Source organism: Phaeobacter piscinae (assembly GCF_002407245.1).
Lineage (GTDB): Bacteria > Pseudomonadota > Alphaproteobacteria > Rhodobacterales > Rhodobacteraceae > Phaeobacter > Phaeobacter piscinae.
In genome coordinates this window covers 954,008-971,125 of sequence record NZ_CP010681.1, presented here as the reverse complement: position 1 = coordinate 971,125, position 17,118 = coordinate 954,008, and the positions used below count along the sequence as shown (strand labels likewise).

The 17,118-nt window shown below is 62.1% G+C and carries 13 protein-coding genes; 6 read left to right on the top strand and 7 right to left on the bottom strand.

Going from position 1 to position 17,118, the window contains the following annotated elements:
- The first annotated feature begins 242 nt into the window (after positions 1-242).
- A complete protein-coding gene (locus tag phaeop14_RS04485; protein WP_096790228.1) occupies positions 243-944 on the top strand; it encodes a DUF4177 domain-containing protein in 702 nt (233 codons plus the stop codon).
- A gap of 74 nt (positions 945-1,018) precedes the next feature.
- On the opposite strand, the gene phaeop14_RS04480 is transcribed toward phaeop14_RS04485, so the two are convergent.
- Positions 1,019-1,273: a BolA family protein gene (locus tag phaeop14_RS04480; RefSeq protein ID WP_096788868.1), complete on the bottom strand. Its 255-nt coding sequence runs from the start codon at positions 1,271-1,273 to the stop codon at positions 1,019-1,021.
- 118 nt (positions 1,274-1,391) lie between these two features.
- Between phaeop14_RS04480 and phaeop14_RS04475 the strand changes: the two genes are divergently transcribed.
- Positions 1,392-2,015 carry a DnaJ domain-containing protein gene (locus tag phaeop14_RS04475; protein WP_040174166.1) on the top strand — a complete coding sequence of 208 codons (624 nt, stop codon included), beginning with the start codon at positions 1,392-1,394 and terminating at the stop codon, positions 2,013-2,015.
- Positions 2,016-2,411: 396 nt separating this feature from the next.
- Here phaeop14_RS04475 and phaeop14_RS04470 read toward each other — a convergent pair whose 3' ends face one another.
- Positions 2,412-4,526 carry a DEAD/DEAH box helicase gene (locus phaeop14_RS04470; protein ID WP_244905806.1) on the bottom strand — a complete coding sequence of 705 codons (2,115 nt, stop codon included), beginning with the start codon at positions 4,524-4,526 and terminating at the stop codon, positions 2,412-2,414.
- Between the two features lie 426 nt (positions 4,527-4,952).
- Here phaeop14_RS04470 and cobS point away from each other — a divergent pair, with 426 nt between their 5' ends.
- The 4 genes from cobS to phaeop14_RS04450 all read left to right on the top strand — a co-directional run bounded on the left by cobS (position 4,953) and on the right by phaeop14_RS04450 (position 10,451).
- Positions 4,953-5,939: a cobaltochelatase subunit CobS gene (cobS, locus tag phaeop14_RS04465; RefSeq protein ID WP_096788866.1), complete on the top strand. Its 987-nt coding sequence runs from the start codon at positions 4,953-4,955 to the stop codon at positions 5,937-5,939.
- 193 nt (positions 5,940-6,132) lie between these two features.
- Positions 6,133-8,010: a cobaltochelatase subunit CobT gene (gene cobT, locus phaeop14_RS04460; protein WP_040174168.1), complete on the top strand. Its 1,878-nt coding sequence runs from the start codon at positions 6,133-6,135 to the stop codon at positions 8,008-8,010.
- 234 nt (positions 8,011-8,244) lie between these two features.
- Positions 8,245-10,047, top strand: coding sequence for an aminopeptidase P family protein (locus tag phaeop14_RS04455; RefSeq protein ID WP_096788865.1), 1,803 nt, complete (start codon positions 8,245-8,247; stop codon positions 10,045-10,047).
- A 62-nt stretch (positions 10,048-10,109) separates the two neighbouring features.
- The gene (locus phaeop14_RS04450) at positions 10,110-10,451 is read left to right on the top strand and encodes a DUF427 domain-containing protein (RefSeq protein WP_040174171.1); all 342 of its coding nucleotides are present in this window, start codon (positions 10,110-10,112) and stop codon (positions 10,449-10,451) included.
- A gap of 404 nt (positions 10,452-10,855) precedes the next feature.
- Here phaeop14_RS04450 and phaeop14_RS04445 read toward each other — a convergent pair whose 3' ends face one another.
- From phaeop14_RS04445 to lpxC, 5 genes are all read right to left on the bottom strand, one after another.
- Entirely contained in the window at positions 10,856-11,047 is a 192-nt protein-coding gene (locus phaeop14_RS04445; protein ID WP_040174173.1) for a hypothetical protein, read from the bottom strand.
- 216 nt (positions 11,048-11,263) lie between these two features.
- The gene (locus tag phaeop14_RS04440; protein WP_040174175.1) at positions 11,264-12,955 is read right to left on the bottom strand and encodes a chloride channel protein; all 1,692 of its coding nucleotides are present in this window, start codon (positions 12,953-12,955) and stop codon (positions 11,264-11,266) included.
- Positions 12,956-13,069: 114 nt separating this feature from the next.
- Positions 13,070-14,716, bottom strand: a complete 1,647-nt coding sequence (gene recN, locus phaeop14_RS04435) for a DNA repair protein RecN (RefSeq protein ID WP_096788864.1) — start codon at positions 14,714-14,716, stop codon at positions 13,070-13,072.
- A gap of 27 nt (positions 14,717-14,743) precedes the next feature.
- Positions 14,744-15,592, bottom strand: a complete 849-nt coding sequence (locus tag phaeop14_RS04430; RefSeq protein ID WP_024097905.1) for an outer membrane protein assembly factor BamD — start codon at positions 15,590-15,592, stop codon at positions 14,744-14,746.
- A 566-nt stretch (positions 15,593-16,158) separates the two neighbouring features.
- Complete coding sequence (gene lpxC / locus phaeop14_RS04425) at positions 16,159-17,094, bottom strand: UDP-3-O-acyl-N-acetylglucosamine deacetylase (protein WP_096788863.1); 936 nt, start codon at positions 17,092-17,094, stop codon at positions 16,159-16,161.
- Positions 17,095-17,118 lie beyond the last annotated feature (24 nt).

Sequence of the window (17,118 nt, the reverse complement as noted above, 5' to 3'; positions counted from 1 at the left end):
TTGACCAAGGGCGCCCCGGTGGCGCCCTTTTTGGTGCCTGCGCAGGCTGCAACTCAGCCGCCTGTGTCCCCTTTGTGCTGACATCACAGCGCAAGCCCCCGTCATCAAACTGGAATTCCGCCGCGGAATTTGGTTATACTGCAGATCGACTTGCCCATCGACAGGTCCCCGCCCATGGGGAACGCGGACGCTTGACCCCCCGCACGCTTGCGCTAAACCTGCCGTCGACACAGGAGACGTTTATGCAAGCTTTTGAGTACAAGGTTGTTCCCGCCCCCGCCAAGGGCACCAAGGCCAAGGGGGTCAAAACTGCCGAAGCCCGGTTCGCCAATTCCATCGATATTCTGCTTAATGAGATGGCAGCAGAGGGCTGGGAGTATCAGCGCGCGGAGCTTCTGCCCTCAGAAGAACGCAGCGGGCTGACCGGCTCGACAACCAATTGGCGCAACGTGCTGATTTTCCGCCGCGCCCTGCCAGCAGCGGCTGAGGACTCGCAGTCCACGGCCATCGCCCAGCTGGCCGCACAGCTCAGCGCCCAGATCGCCACTCAGACCACGGGTCCGGCCATCAGCGAGCCGACAGATCCGGACACCAAGGACGTCGCAGCCGCCACCGCGGAGCCCGCGGCCGCCAGTCGCCCGGAAACCACCACTGTGCCGACCCTTGGTCCGGCGACCACCACCGCCATCGTACCGCCCACCGCCATTGCCGGTGATCCGGAGGCCCCGGCGGGCGCCATCGCCGTTCCCGGTCGTGGTGCACGTGCGATGATGGCTGATGATGGCGTGGAGGAACTCAGCCCGGTGTCCGGCGTGACCGCCGCACTGAAGGCCCGCGCCACCCTCGCCGCAACGCCGAAAGGCGCCGCAACCAAACCCGCCGCAAAGGCCGAGCCAAAGCTGACAAAGGCGCAAGACCCCTCCAAAGATCCGGCAGGGAGCTGACCAGCCCCTTACCCGAATTCCCCGCCGACGTTGCCGCTTGGTCACATAGGCGGGGCTTTGCCTGACTTGCCGCGCTAGGCGCCGATATCCAGCGCCAGCGCGTGGATGCGCGGCACAATGTCGCCCAACGCCTTATGCACCGCACGATGCTGCGCGACGCGGCTCATGTCCGCAAAGGCCGCGGCCCGGATATGCACGTTGAAATGGCTCTCGCCGCGCCCGTCGTGGCCTGCATGGCCGATGTGTTGATCGCTCTCATCCTCGACCCGCAGCACGCTTGGCGCAAATTCAGCACGCAGGCGGGCCTCAATCTCATCACGAATGCTCATTCTGCCGTGTCCTGCATAAAAATCCCCGTATTAATTTTCCCAGCCCCCTTCAATCTGCCGCCCCTTAGACTAAACTGCTGCCTCCGAGTCGAACAGTTGCGTCTAGAAGGTGCGCCCCATGACCAAGTCAGATCCCTTTGGTTTCGATATGTCCATCCGGTCAGCGAAGAAAAAGAACCCCCGCGGGCGGCGGGCCGCCACCGGCGCGTCCGAGACCTCCCAACGCGTCTGCGACAAGGACGGTTGCAATGAACCCGGCAAATTCCGCGCCCCCAAGGCGCCCGATGTGCTGGATGATTTCTACTGGTTCTGCCAGGAGCACGTGCGCGAATACAACAACAAGTGGAACTTCTTTGAAGGCACCACTGAGGCTGAGATGAACGCCCAGCAGTCCAAGGACAAGGTCTGGGAACGCCAGACCAAACCCATGGGCGACCCGGAGGCACGGGCCTGGGCGCGGCTTGGTATTGAGGATCCGCATCAGGTGCTCGGTCAGAACGCCACCCGCAATCCGGGCCGCTCCGCCCCTGCCGGGCGCCGTCTGCCGCCGACCGAACGCCGCGCGCTTGAGGTGCTGGAGGCCAAAGATGACTGGAGCAAGGCCGACATCCGCAAGGCCTACAAAAAGCTGATCAAAGTGCTGCACCCCGATATGAACGGGGGCGATCGCAGCCAGGAAGAACAGCTGCAAGAGGTGGTCTGGGCCTGGGACCAGATCAAGGACAGCCGCAGCTTCAAGTGAGCCGCAGCACCTAAAGCAGGTTCGTCTCACCGGTGTCTTTGCCGTTTTGAAAACACCAGAAAGCGTCGCGCAAGCGGTGCTTTTTATTTACCCAATGCTTCGCCTCCCCCAGCTTTTTGCCGATCCGCAGGGCACCCGTTGAACATCGGAGCGGGGTCGCGCCCACTTCTGGCGTCTTCGACCTGCGCCGAGGTCAGGTCATTGAACCGGTCGAGGAATGCCCGAAAATCGTGTGCCTGTGAGAGCCGCTCCGCTGTTATTAGGAGCGATCTTGGCCAAATGGAGAAATCCAAAGACCAGTCGATAGGTTTCCCAACACGACTTGCAGTCACGACAAAACAAAAAAGCCACGGCACATTGGTGCCGTGGCTTCTTCATTTTACGCTGATAGGCGGCTCAGCTGCCCTTGCGCTGCGGTCGCGCGTTGCCGCCGGGCTTTCCGGAAACGGCTGCACGCGCCTTGTTCTTCTTGCTGTTGGGCTTGCCCTTCGGCGGTGGCGGCCCCTTGCGACCGGATTTCCCCGGATTGGACCAATCGCCTTTGGGCTTGCCCGGAACCGCAGGTTTGGCAGGCGCCGACGGCGTTGCCACCCGGTCCGACGACCCGCGTGCGGTCACCGTGGCTTTGCCGCCCTCACCTGTGCGCTTGGGCTTATCGAAACGGGGTTTGTCGCCATAGGCCGGTTTGTCACCACGCGGTTTATCGCCATAGGGTTTGCTGGCACGAGGCTTGTCACCATATGGTTTTTCACCACGTGGCTTATCACCGTAAGCAGGCTTGTCGCCGCGCGGCTTGTCATAGCGGGGCTTGTCGCCATAGGGCTTACGCTCCCCCCGCTCGCCGCCGCGATCTCCACGATCCTGTCCACGATGGCCGCGCTTGTCATCGCGGAAACCACCGCCTTCACGCCCCTGCGGACGTGGAGATTTGGGCAGATCCGGCGCCTTGTCCAGACGGGTGACATTTGCCCCCTCTTCCAGACCGTCATGTTTCACCGCACCCCAGAAGCTTTCGGCGCTGCCTTCGCGCACTTCCACATAGCTTTGGTCAAACTGAACCCGGATCGCGCCGATATCATCCTTGGTCAGCCCACCGGCATTGCACAGCGCAGGCAGCAGTCGGCGCGGCTCGGCACCGGCCTTGCGGCCACCGCTGACGGCAAACCACACGGACGGACCAAAGGGCGCGCGTTCTTGGCGCTCACGTTTGTCGTGCTGCGGATCGCTCAGCTCCTCAGGCGCGCTGTGGCGATCGTGGAACAGACGCAGATAGGCGGCGGCCAGCTGCTCGGGCGAGAACCGCTCAACCAGCTCTGCCACAGGGGCGGTCTCATTTTCGCTGACCGGTTCGCTCCAGGCCTTGTCGCCCAGAAGGCGCTCAAAGTCGCGGGTGCGGACATCATCGGCACTGGGGGCCGGGCTGGTCTCTGCCGTGATCTTGGCCGACCGCAACAGGCGCAGGGCCTTGCCCTTTGCCTTTGGTGGCACGATCAGCGCGGACACGCCCTGACGCCCGGCACGGCCAGTACGGCCCGACCGGTGCAACAGCGTCTCATGGCTGGATGGCAGATCCGCGTGAATGACCAGATCCAGCTTCGGCAGGTCGATCCCGCGCGCCGCCACATCCGTTGCCACGCAGACCCGCGCGCGCCCGTCCCGCAGGGACTGCAGCGCGTTGGACCGCTCCGCCTGGGACAGCTCGCCGGACAGGGCAACCACGGAAAATCCGCGATTGCTCAGCCGTGTGGTCATCCGATTCACCACCGCGCGGGTGTTGCAGAACACAATCGCATTAGGCGACTCGTGGAAGCGCAGCACGTTAATAACTGCGTTCTCAACATCCCGCTGCGCCACGGCCAGCATCTGATATTCAATGTCAGCATGCTGCGAGGCTTCCGCCACGGTTTTGATGCGCTGGTGATCCTTCAGATAGGTCTCCGCCAGCCGCGCAATGCCCGCAGGCACGGTGGCCGAGAACATCAGGGTCCGGCGCTCTTCCGGGGATTCGCCCAGAATGAACTCAAGGTCTTCGCGGAAGCCCAGATCGAGCATCTCATCGGCTTCGTCCAGCACTACGGCGCGGACCTGCGACAGATTGATGGAGCCGCGCATAATGTGGTCGCGCAGACGCCCGGGCGTTGCCACAACAATATGGGCGCCACGTTCCAGCGCGCGCCGCTCATCGCGCATATCCATACCGCCAACGGTGGAGACCACTTGCGCGCCCGCTTCGGCATAAAGCCAGCCAAGTTCGCGTTTGACCTGCAACGCCAATTCGCGGGTCGGCGCAATGACCAGCGCCAACGGCAGATCGGCACGGTCCAGTTTCTCGGCGTCGCCCAACAATGTGGGGGCCATCGCCAGGCCAAAGCCTACGGTTTTGCCGGATCCGGTCTGTGCCGACACCAGAAGGTCGGACTGATCCAGCTCGGCTGCGGTGACGGCCTCTTGCACGGGTGTCAAATGCTCGTAGCCGCGCGCCTGAAGCGCTTGTTCGAGTGCTGTTTTCAAGATTTCATTTCGCTTGCTGCGGGGCGCGCCGCCAGAGGGCACGCCGATATCGGGAATGTCCCCGACTGCGCAGGAACGCGGATGGCATCATCCAAGTGCGCGCTGATATCGGCTTTGCCCCCTTTTGTACAGGGCTCATTTGCCCATCAGGGCGCCGCAGACCGCCCGTAGACGCAACCCCGCTATGCGTTTGCAGCGACATCCCACAGCGCCGCCGTCCTTCAGCACAACACGCGTTAGGCGGAGGAAACATAGCGCGTCCGGTAGCGAGGACAGCCCCCATAGGGCCAGTTTTGATCCAAACGTCACGACAGCTGGTCAAACCCGGTCATGGCCCCTTGCGATTGCAGACAAGATCAGGCACCAATCCAGCGGATTGCCCGCAGCCGACGGACGCTGCGCGGATGAGGATAAGGATCGACTGCGATGACCGACGGTTTGCTGGATATGAACGCGAAACCCACCGAGACCTTTTCGGTGCGCGATGTGTTCGGAATTGATACGGATATGACCGTCAAGGGCTTCGCCGAAGGCTCTGACCGGGTTCCGGCTCTGGACCCCACCTATAAATTCGATCCCGAAACCACACTGGCCATCCTAGCAGGCTTCAGCCACAACCGCCGCGTGATGATCCAAGGCTACCACGGCACCGGCAAATCGACCCACATCGAACAGGTTGCCGCCCGTTTGAACTGGCCCTCCGTGCGGGTGAACCTCGACAGCCACATCTCTCGGATTGACCTCATTGGTAAGGACGCGATCAAGCTGCGCGACGGCAAGCAGGTCACCGAATTCCACGAAGGCATCTTGCCCTGGGCGCTGCGCAACCCGGTTGCGATCGTGTTCGACGAGTATGATGCCGGCCGCGCCGACGTGATGTTCGTGATCCAGCGGGTGCTGGAGCATGACGGCAAGCTGACGCTGCTGGACCAGAACGAAATCATCACCCCGAACCCCTACTTCCGCCTGTTTGCCACCGCCAACACCGTGGGCCTTGGGGACACCACCGGGCTGTACCACGGCACCCAACAGATCAACCAGGCCCAGATGGACCGCTGGTCGCTGGTGGCGACACTGAACTACCTCAGCCATGATGCCGAAGCGGCCATCGTGCTGTCCAAGGCGCCGCATTACAACACTGCCGAGGGGCGCAAGACCATCTCCCAGATGGTGACCATTGCCGACCTCACCCGGACCGCCTTTATGAACGGCGACCTCTCCACTGTGATGTCGCCCCGGACCGTGATCAACTGGGCACAGAACGTCGAGATTTTCCGCGATGTGGGCTATGCCTTCCGCCTGTCGTTCCTGAACAAATGCGACGAGCTGGAACGCCAGACCGTGGCCGAGTTCTACCAGCGCTGCTTTGACGAAGAGCTGCCCGAAAGCGCTGCCAGCGTTTCGCTGGGCTAACTGGTAAACTGCCGCCCGGCCGCCGGCCGGGCAGTGCACGACCCGCCCCCCGTCAATGCGACGGCTTGCCACCGGCAAAATGGGTGGGCGCGTCTCGCCCACTCCGCCGGGCCGGCCGCTGCCTTACCCGCAGCACACGCGCTGGACTTTCGATCGGGCAAGGGCGATGCTGACTAGCGGAAAAGGTGCGACCATGAAAAAGCCCAACGATAACCCCGCCGATCCGTTCAAGAAGGCGCTGGCCGAAGCCACCAAGGTGATGGCCGACGATTCCGAGCTGAACGTCTCCTACTCCGTCGACCCGGCTGGAATGTCCGGGGACAATATGCGGCTGCCGCAGGTCTCCCGCCGGATGAGCCGGGAGGAAGTGCTGCTGGCCCGTGGCACCGCCGATGCGCTGGCGCTGCGCCACAAATTCCACGACACCGCCACCCATGCCCGATACGCCCCACCCGGCGATATGGCGCGGGACCTCTATGAGGCGCTGGAGTCCGCCCGCTGCGAAGCAATGGGCGCGCGGCACATGCCCGGCACCGCCTCCAATATTGATGTGAAGATCCAGAACGAGGCCCTGCGCAAGGGCTATGACCAGATCAAATCCGCAACCGAGGCGCCGCTGGCGGTCTCGGCTGGCTATCTGATCCGCCATCTGGCCACTGGCCGCCCCATGCCCGAAGCTGCTGCCAATGTCATGGAACTCTGGCGCGGGTTCATTGAACAGCAGGCCGGTGAAACACTGGCCAACCTTGACGACACCATCGAGGATCAGGCCACCTTTGCCAAATTTGCGCGGCAGGTGATCACCGATCTTGGCTATGGCGATCAGCTGGGTGAGGACCCGGACCAGCTCGACGATGAGCAGGAAAACGACGCTGAAGAGGACGCTGAGGAGCAGCAGGACCCCGACAGCAACGGTCAGGACGATTCCGACGAGGAGGAAGCCGACGCCAACCCCGAGCAGGCTCAGGAACAGCAGCAGGACGAGAGTCAGGCGCAGGTCTCCATGGATGAAATGGCGGATGATGAATTCGCTGAAGACACCGAAATGCCCGATGGTGAGGCACCACTTGATCCCCCGCCGCCGCCAGCTGTGTCGGAGGCGGATCCGGACTACAAGGTCTTCAACGATGCCCATGACGAGGAAATCGCCGCCGAGGACCTCGCCGAACCTGCCGAGCTGGAGCGTCTGCGTGCCTACCTCGATCAACAGCTGGAACCGCTGAAAGGCGCTGTTTCTCGGCTGGCCAATAAATTGCAGCGCCGCCTTCAGGCGCAGCAGAACCGCTCTTGGGAGTTTGATCTGGAAGAGGGCATTTTGGATGCCGGTCGTCTGGCCCGTGTGGTCGCGAACCCCACCACGCCCTTGTCGTTCAAACGCGAGAAAGACACCGAATTCCGCGACACCGTGGTGACATTGCTCCTCGATAACTCCGGCTCCATGCGGGGGCGCCCGATCTCCATCGCCGCGATCTGCGCCGATGTTCTGGCCCGCACCCTGGAACGCTGCAACGTGAAGGTCGAAATCCTCGGCTTTACCACCCGCGCCTGGAAAGGTGGCCTGGCCCGCGAGGCCTGGCTCAATGAGGGTCGTCCGCAATTGCCCGGCCGCCTCAACGACCTGCGCCACATCATCTACAAAGGCGCCGATGCGCCGATGCGTCGGACCCGTGACAACCTCGGCCTGATGATGAAAGAGGGCCTCCTTAAGGAAAACATCGACGGTGAGGCGCTGGAATGGGCGCACCGCCGCATGATCGCGCGGCAAGAGGCGCGCAAAATCCTGATGGTGATTTCCGATGGTGCGCCGGTGGATGACAGCACCCTGTCGGTGAACCCGGCCAACTATTTGGAAAAACACCTGCGCGATGTAATCGCCATGGTGGAGCGGCGCAAACAGGTCGAACTGCTAGCCATCGGCATCGGCCATGACGTGACCCGCTATTATGACCGCGCCGTCACCATCACCGATGTTGAACAGCTGGCAGGTGCCATGACCGAACAGCTCGCCGCGCTGTTTGACAGTGATCCGCGCGCCCGTGCCCGCGTCATGGGCATCAAACGCGCCAGCTGAGCACCTCAGCCGCACTGCTCTGGTCAAAGCCTCGCGCCGCTTCGGTGCGGGGCTTTGTGTTACAGGGGTTGCGGGAAGCCGCCGGATTTGGAACAAGTATTCGCGACAGAGCGCGCCATGACTGCCGCGTCATTTCCTTGTTCCCGCCGACGTCGCGCAACACCCTCCCGGAAGGGCCGGTCGCTGCGCTCTGACCGACCGTCGCGGACCACCCGAAACAGATGGAGGGAGCCGATGTTCCAGACCTTTGACGTAGCGACCCGCCCGGACCAAGGCCCGCCCCGGCTCAACGCGCTGCGCGCGGAGATGCAACAGGAGGCGCTGGACGGCTTTCTGGTGCCCCGCGCCGATGCCCATCAGGGCGAATATGTTGCCCCCGGCGATGAGCGGCTGGCCTGGCTCACTGGCTTCACCGGTTCGGCCGGTTTCTGCGCCGTGTTGCGCGACATCGCAGGCGTCTTCATAGACGGGCGTTACCGCACGCAGGTGAAACAGCAGGTGGCAGAGGTCTACACCCCGGTCCATTGGCCAGAGGTGCAGCTCGCCGACTGGCTGAAAGAACAGCTGCCAGAGGGCGGACGCATCGGCTATGACCCCTGGCTGCATTCCGCGAGCCAGCTCCAAGCGCTGACCGCATCACTGGGCGACCATGGTTTTGACTTCGTCCAATGCAACAATCTGGTGGACCGCATCTGGCCCGATCAGCCCGCTCCGCCCATGCAACCCGTCATCGCCCATCCTGTTGACTACGCAGGCACAACCGCCGCTGCCAAGATCACCTCTCTAGCTGAGGGGCTGCGCAACGCGGGTCAAAGCGCGGCGGTGATCACCCTGCCTGACAGCATCATGTGGCTGTTGAACATCCGTGGCAGCGATATCGCTCACAACCCGGTCGCCCACGGTTTTGCCATTCTGCACGCCGACGCGCGGGTGGATCTTTTCATGGCCGCAGAGAAACTGACTGACGTCACCGCACATCTCGGCCCGGATGTGTCCGTGCAAACGCCTGCGGCCTTCCTCCCGGCAGTGGCGGACCTTGCTCAGGCCCGGAATGCCGCCGTCGCTGCTGACCTGACCACCCTGCCCCAGATCGTCGCCGATCAGCTCGGTGATGCGCTGGTCGCAGCCGGTGATCCCTGCGCTTTGCCCAAGGCCCGCAAATGCGCCGCCGAGATCGAGGGCAGCGCCGCCGCTCATCTGCGCGACGGGGCCGCTGTGGTCGAAACCCTCGCCTGGCTCGATGCGCAGCCCGCCGGCAGCGTCACCGAAATCGACGTGGTCAAACACCTCGAAGCGGAGCGCCGCAAGGATCCCAAACTGCGCGACATCAGCTTTGAGACCATCTCCGGCACCGGCCCCAACGGCGCAATCATTCACTACCGCGTCAGCGAGGACAGCAATGCCACGCTGGACGACGGCCACCTTCTGGTGCTCGACAGCGGCGGGCAATATCTGGACGGCACCACCGACATCACCCGCACCCTCGCCATCGGCACCCCACCGCAGGACGCCCGGGAGGCCTATACCCGCGTCCTTCAGGGCATGATTGCCATGTCGAGGCTGCGCTGGCCCAGAGGTCTCGCCGGGCGCGACATCGAAGCGGTGGGCCGAATGCCGCTCTGGCTGGCCGGACAGGATTTCAACCATGGGCTGGGCCACGGGGTCGGTGCCTTTCTCAGCGTTCACGAGGGCCCGCAGCGGCTCAGCCGCTCTGGCACCGTTCCCCTGGACCCCGGCATGATTCTGTCCAATGAGCCGGGATATTACCGGGAAGGCGCTTTTGGTATTCGCATTGAAAACCTGTTGGTGGTAGAACCGGCGCCTGAGCTGGACAGTGCTGACGCAGACCGCGAGATGCTGAGCTGGCGCACCCTGACCTACGCCCCGCTGGACCGGCGACTGATTGTCGCAGAGATGCTCACAACGGCAGAGCGGGACTGGGTGAACACCTATCATGCGGCTGTGGCCGACAAGATTGGACCCAACGTAACAGCCCCGGCGCGACGCTGGCTGGATGCCGCTACGGCACCGCTGTGATACCGCAGTGTTACAACCAAAGACGATATTGATCCGTGACGAACGACGTGAAGGAAAAGACCATGACAAAGATCCAAATTCGCAAGGCAGCCGGCACCTGGGTGGTGCGCTCCGGGGGCGCTGTGCTCGGCGAGAGCAGCAACGCGCTTGAGCTGAGCGAGGGCGATCTGGCGCCCGTCATCTATTTTCCGCGCGGTGACATCGCAACCGCATTCCTCGATCGCAGTGACAAAACCACCCATTGCGCGGGCAAGGGCGACGCCAGCTACTATTCCATCGTGAACAAATCCTCGGTGACCGAGAACGCCGTCTGGAGCTATGAAGATCCGATCGCTGCGGTGGCCGAGATCAAGGATCACCTCGCCTTTGTCACCGGAGACACGGTCAAGGTTGAGCAGATCTGAGGCCTGAATATCATCAGCGGAATTACGCTGCTAACACGTTACAGGCGTCCCATATCGGGGCGCCCCATTTATGGGTAAGCAAACTTTCGCCGACATTTTCGGTGGCCTGAGACCGCCAAACAGAACCGGCTCAGGATCTTCGGCAGGCCGTGCGAAATCAGGAACTCACAGCGCGGCACGGCACAAGGCTGGGCACAGAGCGACACGATTCAATCGGCAGCAGGCCGCGGGCAGATAGCCTTGGCCGTAAAGACCCGCAACAAAACGCACGTATAACGATCATTTTGATTGCTATGTCGTTTTCTTTATCCGGGCCGTTTTTTAGATCCTTTGAAGCAGACCTAAAAAGATAGAAATAGTACCAATTAACAAACCGAAATAGGCCAACTGAAACACTGTGCCTGTCAGCTGAGGATCGTCTGGCACAGATGCTCACGCGCCGCCTCGACCGACTCGCCTGTACAGAACATCTGCGCATCCCGAGCACTTTGAACAACATAGTCGATCAGGGCCTCATAGGAGGCCCGCTCGTTTTCCTGCTCTACTGCCTTCGCCACGTGTTCAGCCTCTGCTGGGCTGATTTTATTGTGTTGCATGTTTTCACTTCCGAAGAATGATCACTATTAGCCTTATGTTAACCATAATTAAGCGGTCGCGCCGACAAAGGTTAAAATTACTTAAGGAAAAAACCGACCACCCGTTTCAGAAATATCACATATTCAAGATCGTCTTTTGCGGGTAAACATGTCTTTGAGCGACTCCTTTGCCGGAAATGTCGCAAACCGGCACTTAGCTGCCGCAGCTTTCAGCCGTCAACTGTGCTCTTCGGCAGCCGCTGCGGCCAATGCGCGATTGTAGGCCTTGAGCGAATCAACGTGGTAAAGAGCGCCGATGAGATTCGGCGGATTGTCGCCACCGCCCCCCTCAGCCAGCACCGGCAGGTAGTCAATTTCGGCCCGATCGAAGACCGGCATCGCTGCTTCCAGCGAGGCAGAGGCACGGATCGAAAGCCCTTGTTCAATCAACACGGTGCAGTCTTCGGCGCTGGCACAGCGCGGATCCCCCATCGGCCGCATCACCGCACCTGCGCGCAGCATCGACAGCAGATAGGCCTGCGGACCTGCGGCACAGTGGATATTGCGCCGCTCCAGCTGGGTGAGGAAGAACGACCGATCCACAATACGTGAGGCCAGCGCTGTCGATATCGACACCGCCACCATCACCGCCAGGCCAATTTGCCAGTCGCCGGTCAGCTCAAACACAATCAACGTGGTGGAAATCGGTGCCCCCAGAACAGCCGCCGCCACCGCCCCCATTCCGGCAAAGGCATAAAGCGTGTGCGTCCCCGAGACATCCGGCAACACCGCCGTAGCAATTAACCCAAAGGCCAATCCGGTCAACGCGCCCACCATCAGCGAGGGCGAAAACACCCCGCCTCCCATGCGTCCGCCCATGGTGATCGCCACAGCGGCGGTCTTGACCACCGTAAAGAGGATCGTCTGATGCAACACCAACGCCCCTGTCAGCGCCAAAACCGTGGTCTCATAGCCGACACCGATAATATGGGGAAACCAGACCGCAATCATGCCCAGCAGCAGACCCGACGCTGCCGGGCGCAGCCAGCGCGGCAGCTGTAGCCGGTCCTGCAGCGCATTGCCGATCTGCTCGGCAAAGAAGATTGAGCGCATCAGCACCACCGCCACCAACCCGCAAATCAGGCCCAGCATCAGAAACGCCGGCAACTCGACATAAAACTGCAGCGCACCCGGCGTGATCAGATCAAATTCGGTCACATCGCCGTATTCCAGCCGGTTGATCACCGTCCCGGCCACCGAGGCAATCACAATCGGCGCAAAGGCATGGACCGCAAAATGGCGCAGAACCACCTCCAAGGCAAAGAGCGCCCCGGCGATCGGCGCATTGAAACTGGCGGAGACAGCCGCCGCCACTGCACAGCCCAGAAGATCGCGCCCAGTGATGCCATCGGCCTGAATGCGGTTGCTGACCCAGGTCGAAATTACCCCGGCCATATGGACCACCGGTCCCTCCCGCCCGGTTGAACCTCCGGTGCTGAGTGTCAGAAAGGATGCACAGGCCGAGGCCAGCCCGGCGCGCATCTCGACCCGGCCATCGCCAAGGGCTGCCCCCTCGATCACATCCGCAACCGAGCGCACGCGGGCGTCAGGAGTGAACCGGTGCAAGATCAACCCGACCACCAACCCGCCCAGCGTTGGAATCGCCATGAGCCAGTACCACGGCATGTCCTGCGCAAAACTATGCAGAAAATTCACATCTTCCGCGCCGTAGACCCAAGCCTGAAACGCCGTGATCCCCTTGCGAAAGAACAGCGCCGCAAACCCGGCGGCGATACCGATCAGAAGAGCGATGAACCAGAATTGAATCTGGCTTGGCCCACGGTGGCGCAACACCCTCCAGACATCCCGCGCCGCGGCAATGCCCTGAGTGAACTGGGCAGAAATAACGGAGCGAATGGTCTGTGGCATGAACCCGATTGTCCCGGTGTCGTTCTTGTCTCGTTCGGCGGCAGACTATCGGTTGGGTGGTTAAACCATCGTGAAAACTCAACCGCTTACGGCCGCCTGAGCGACAGTTTTACTTCAGCCCGTCAGCAGCGCCTTGGCGGCTGCGCGGGCCTCTGGGGTGATTGTATCACCGGAAACCATCCGCGCCAGCTCATCAACGCGCTCGCCCTCATCCAGAGGCACCACCTGTGACAGGGTCTGGCCGTCGATCACCTGTTTCTGCACCCGCCAGTGATGCGCGCCCTGTGCGGCAACCTGCGGTGAATGGGTCACCACCAGAACCTGACTGCCCTCAGCCAGCGATTTCAGCCGCCGTCCCACAGCATCGGCGGTGGCACCGCCAACTCCGCGGTCGATCTCATCGAAGATCATTGTTTGATTGCCGGTCTCACCGCGCAGACACACCTTTAGGGCCAGCAGGAAGCGACTGAGCTCACCGCCCGAGGCGATCTTGTTCAGTGGCCCTGCCGGCGCGCCCGGATTGGTTGCCACGGTAAAGGCGACCGCGTCCTTGCCCTCCGGCCCCGGCTCAGCATCGGTGAGCCGTGTTTCGAACACTGCCCGCTCCATCTTCAGCGGCGCCAGCTCCGCCATCACCGCCGTGTCCAGTGCAGCAGCTGTTTCGCGGCGCGCTGCCGACAGCTGCGCGGCAGCGCCTGCATAGGCAGCCTCAGCCTCGGCCAATGCGGCCTCCTGATTGGCCAGATCCTGATCACCTGCGTCAACTGCCGTCAGTTTCCGGCGCAGCGTCTCGGCATAGCCACCCAGATCATCCGGTAGCACATCATGCTTGCGTGCCAGCGCCCGGATCGCAAAGAGGCGCTCCTCGCTCTCCTCCAGCTCACCGGGGTTGAAATCCAGCCCATCCAGCACCCGGGCAACGCCGTCCTGCGCCTCGCCCAGTTCAATCATCGCTCTGAGCAACGCGGCAATTGGCGCATCCAGCGCATTTTCCGCCTGATCCGAAACCCCTTCCAGCCACCGCTGCGCATCACCCAGTGCCGCCTCGGCCCCATCTGTCAGAATACCCTGCGCACGTTGGATATCGCCGCGAATGCGTTCGGCAGACTGCATCTCACGCCGCCGCTGATCCAGCGCGGCATCCTCGCCGGGTTGCGGGTCCAGCGCGTCCAGTTCTGCGACCGCATGGCGCAGAAAATCCTCCTCAGCGCGGATGGCCTCCAGCGCGACACGGGTTTCCTCGACAGCCTTTCGTGCCCGGCTGGCGGTGGCCCAGCGATCGCGCACGGTGGCCAACATGTCGCCCAGCCCCGCAAATTCATCCAGCATGGCGCGGTGGCCGCGCGGGTTCAGCAGCCCCCGGTCGTCATGTTGCCCATGTAGCTCCAGCAGAGTGTCGGACAGCGCCCTGAGCACCTCACCGGAACAGCGCCGGTCGTTGACCCAGGCGGTCTTGCGCCCCTCAGCGGTGTTCACCCGGCGCAACAACAGCGTGTCGCCACCGGGCAGTCCGGCTTCCGCCAGCACCGCATGGGCAGGATGGTCCGGGGTCAGGTCGAACTCTGCCAGAACCTCGCCCTGTTTGGCGCCCTGGCGCACCAGTTCGGCCCGGCCGCGCCAGCCCAGAACAAACCCAAGCGAATCCAGCAGGATGGACTTACCGGCGCCGGTTTCCCCGGTCAGCACGTTCAATCCCGGCTGAAAATTCAGCTCAAGATGGTCGATAATCAGAATATCGCGGATATCAAGCGCGCGCAGCATGGCCCGGCCCCATTGCGGACGTGGCGATTACAGCCACTGCCCCTTGATGGACTGACGGTAGATCTGGCTCAACCAGTTGTTGCCGACATCGCGCATTTTCAGCCCGTTGTCTGTCAACAGCTTGAAGCTGTCCTCATACCATTCGGTCGATTGATAGTTATGGCCCAGAATGGCACCGGCGGTCTGCGCTTCATTCACCAGCCCCAGCGACAGATAGGCCTCAACCAAGCGGTGCAGCGCCTCTGCGGTATGGGTGGTGGTCTGAAAATCCTCGACCACGACGCGGAACCGGTTCACCGCAGAAGTATAATGCCCCTTGCGCAGGTAGTAGCGACCGATCTCCATTTCCTTGCCCGCCAAATGGTCAAAGGCGAGGTCGAACTTCAGGATCGCTGAACTGGCATATTCACTGTCGGGATAGACTTCGATCACAGTGCGCAGCGATTGCAGCGCCTGAAAGGTCAGCCCCTGATCGCGGCCAACTTCGTCGATCTGGTCATAATAGCTCAGCGCCAGCAGATACTGCGCATAAGCGGCATCTTCCTCGGTCGGGTAGAAGTCGATATAGCGCTGCGCCGCAGCGCGGCTGTCCTCATAGTCCCGGCCCAGATGGTAGGCGTAGGCCTGCATGATCAGGGCCTGTTTGGCCCAGGACGAATAGGGATAAAGACGTTCAATCTCGGAGAAATAGAAGGCCGCATCCTCGGTCCGGTTACGCTCCATCTCGAACTCACCACGTTCGTAGATCTGCTCCGGTGTAAAGCCCTCAAGCGGTTGCGAACTCTTGGCCGCGCCCCCATCTCCGCCGCATCCCGAAAGCGCAGCTACGAGTAGAACCGCGCCGATGGTTTTGGCTGCCGCCCCCATGCCGATCATGTCCGCCTAACCTCACCGTCATTTACTTACGGGTGTGAACCCCGGTTCTGCCCGGTCTAGCACATTCAACTGACGTGCAAAACGTCTTTAACCGATTTCCAGCCCACTTGGCAGAGAAAGCGCGGCGGGGTCAAGAGTGCGAAGTGGCCCAGCACCGAGCCGTGGGAGGATCGCGCCCACAATGCAATGAAATCCCAAACTGTCAAAACAAGGTGAAACAGGCGAGGCGCAGCAGCTGCTGGCGCAAGGCACCACTACCAGTGTGATCTTCGAACCGCCCCGCCCCTCAAGGGTCTGTGCCTAAGAACGGCTCGAAGATCTCCCCCCGGTGCCCTCGGTGCAAGCTGCTCCGGTCGGGCTGCGCCAACGCATAGGCCTGTATAGAAGCGGACTGAGGTGCAGCCTGTGCCCGGCACGCCTGCTGCTTCACTCTGTCCGAAGATGACCGAAGTGCTGTCGTTGCAGCGCACGGTCCGGTTGGCGCCGGGTGCGCCCCGATTGCCGGGGGAACCCAGATCGAACGTCAACCCCCCAGTCGACGTTTCCGCCCGATAGCCTCAATTCAATTACGCAACGCGGCGCGCGTCGGTCGGGATCTCCGCCCAGACCAACCCCTGCCCGGGCAGGCGCGCTGTCATCGCGGTATCGCAGGTCACCTGACGCACGGCGCCGGGCGTTGCAAACACGGCCCGAAGCAATGTGTTGGTCAGCGAATGACCGGCACGGTCGCCAATGTAATGGCCAAACACAGGACCACCGGCCAGCGACAGATCGCCAAGCGCATCCAGCATCTTGTGGCGCACCGGCTCATCCGCGTGGCGCAACCCCAGACCGCTTTGGACTTCGGGACCGTCAAACACCACTGCGTTTTCACCAGGAACACCCCCCAGCGCCAGACCATTGGCCTGCATGCTTTCGACGTCAACACGACGGCAGAAGGTGCGGCTGTCACAAAGCTCACGTGCGAAGGCGCCATTGCGCAGATCCAGTGTCTTGCTCTGACGCCCGATGGCAGCCTCGGCAAAATCGATGTGGAATTCGATGGTCAGACGGTTGCTCGGCAACAGGGTCGCTGTAGCGCCGTCGTGGCTGACGCTCACTGGCTTCAGGATTTGATAGGCGGTGACAGGCGCAGCAAGGCGCTGAATGCCAGTCTGCATGATGCCGCGAACAAAATAGGCCGAAGACCCATCCATGATCGGCACTTCGGGGCCGTCGATGTCAATCATCGCATTGTGGATGCCACAGCCTGCCAGCGCGGCCATGATGTGTTCTACGGTGGAGACCGCAACGCCGGAGGCATTGACCAAGCGTGTGCAGAGCGGCGTCCGCTCGACCCGGTCCCAAAGCGCAGGAACCAAAGTGTTGCCCAAAGCGATGTCAGTGCGCCGGAAGCAGATACCGTGCCCTGCTGCAGCAGGCTTCAGGATCATGCGAACGGGTTTGCCGGAGTGGAGGCCCACCCCGTCAAATGTCACTGATGCTTTAAGCGTATTCTGCACGTTGGCCTCATTCCGTATGGGAGG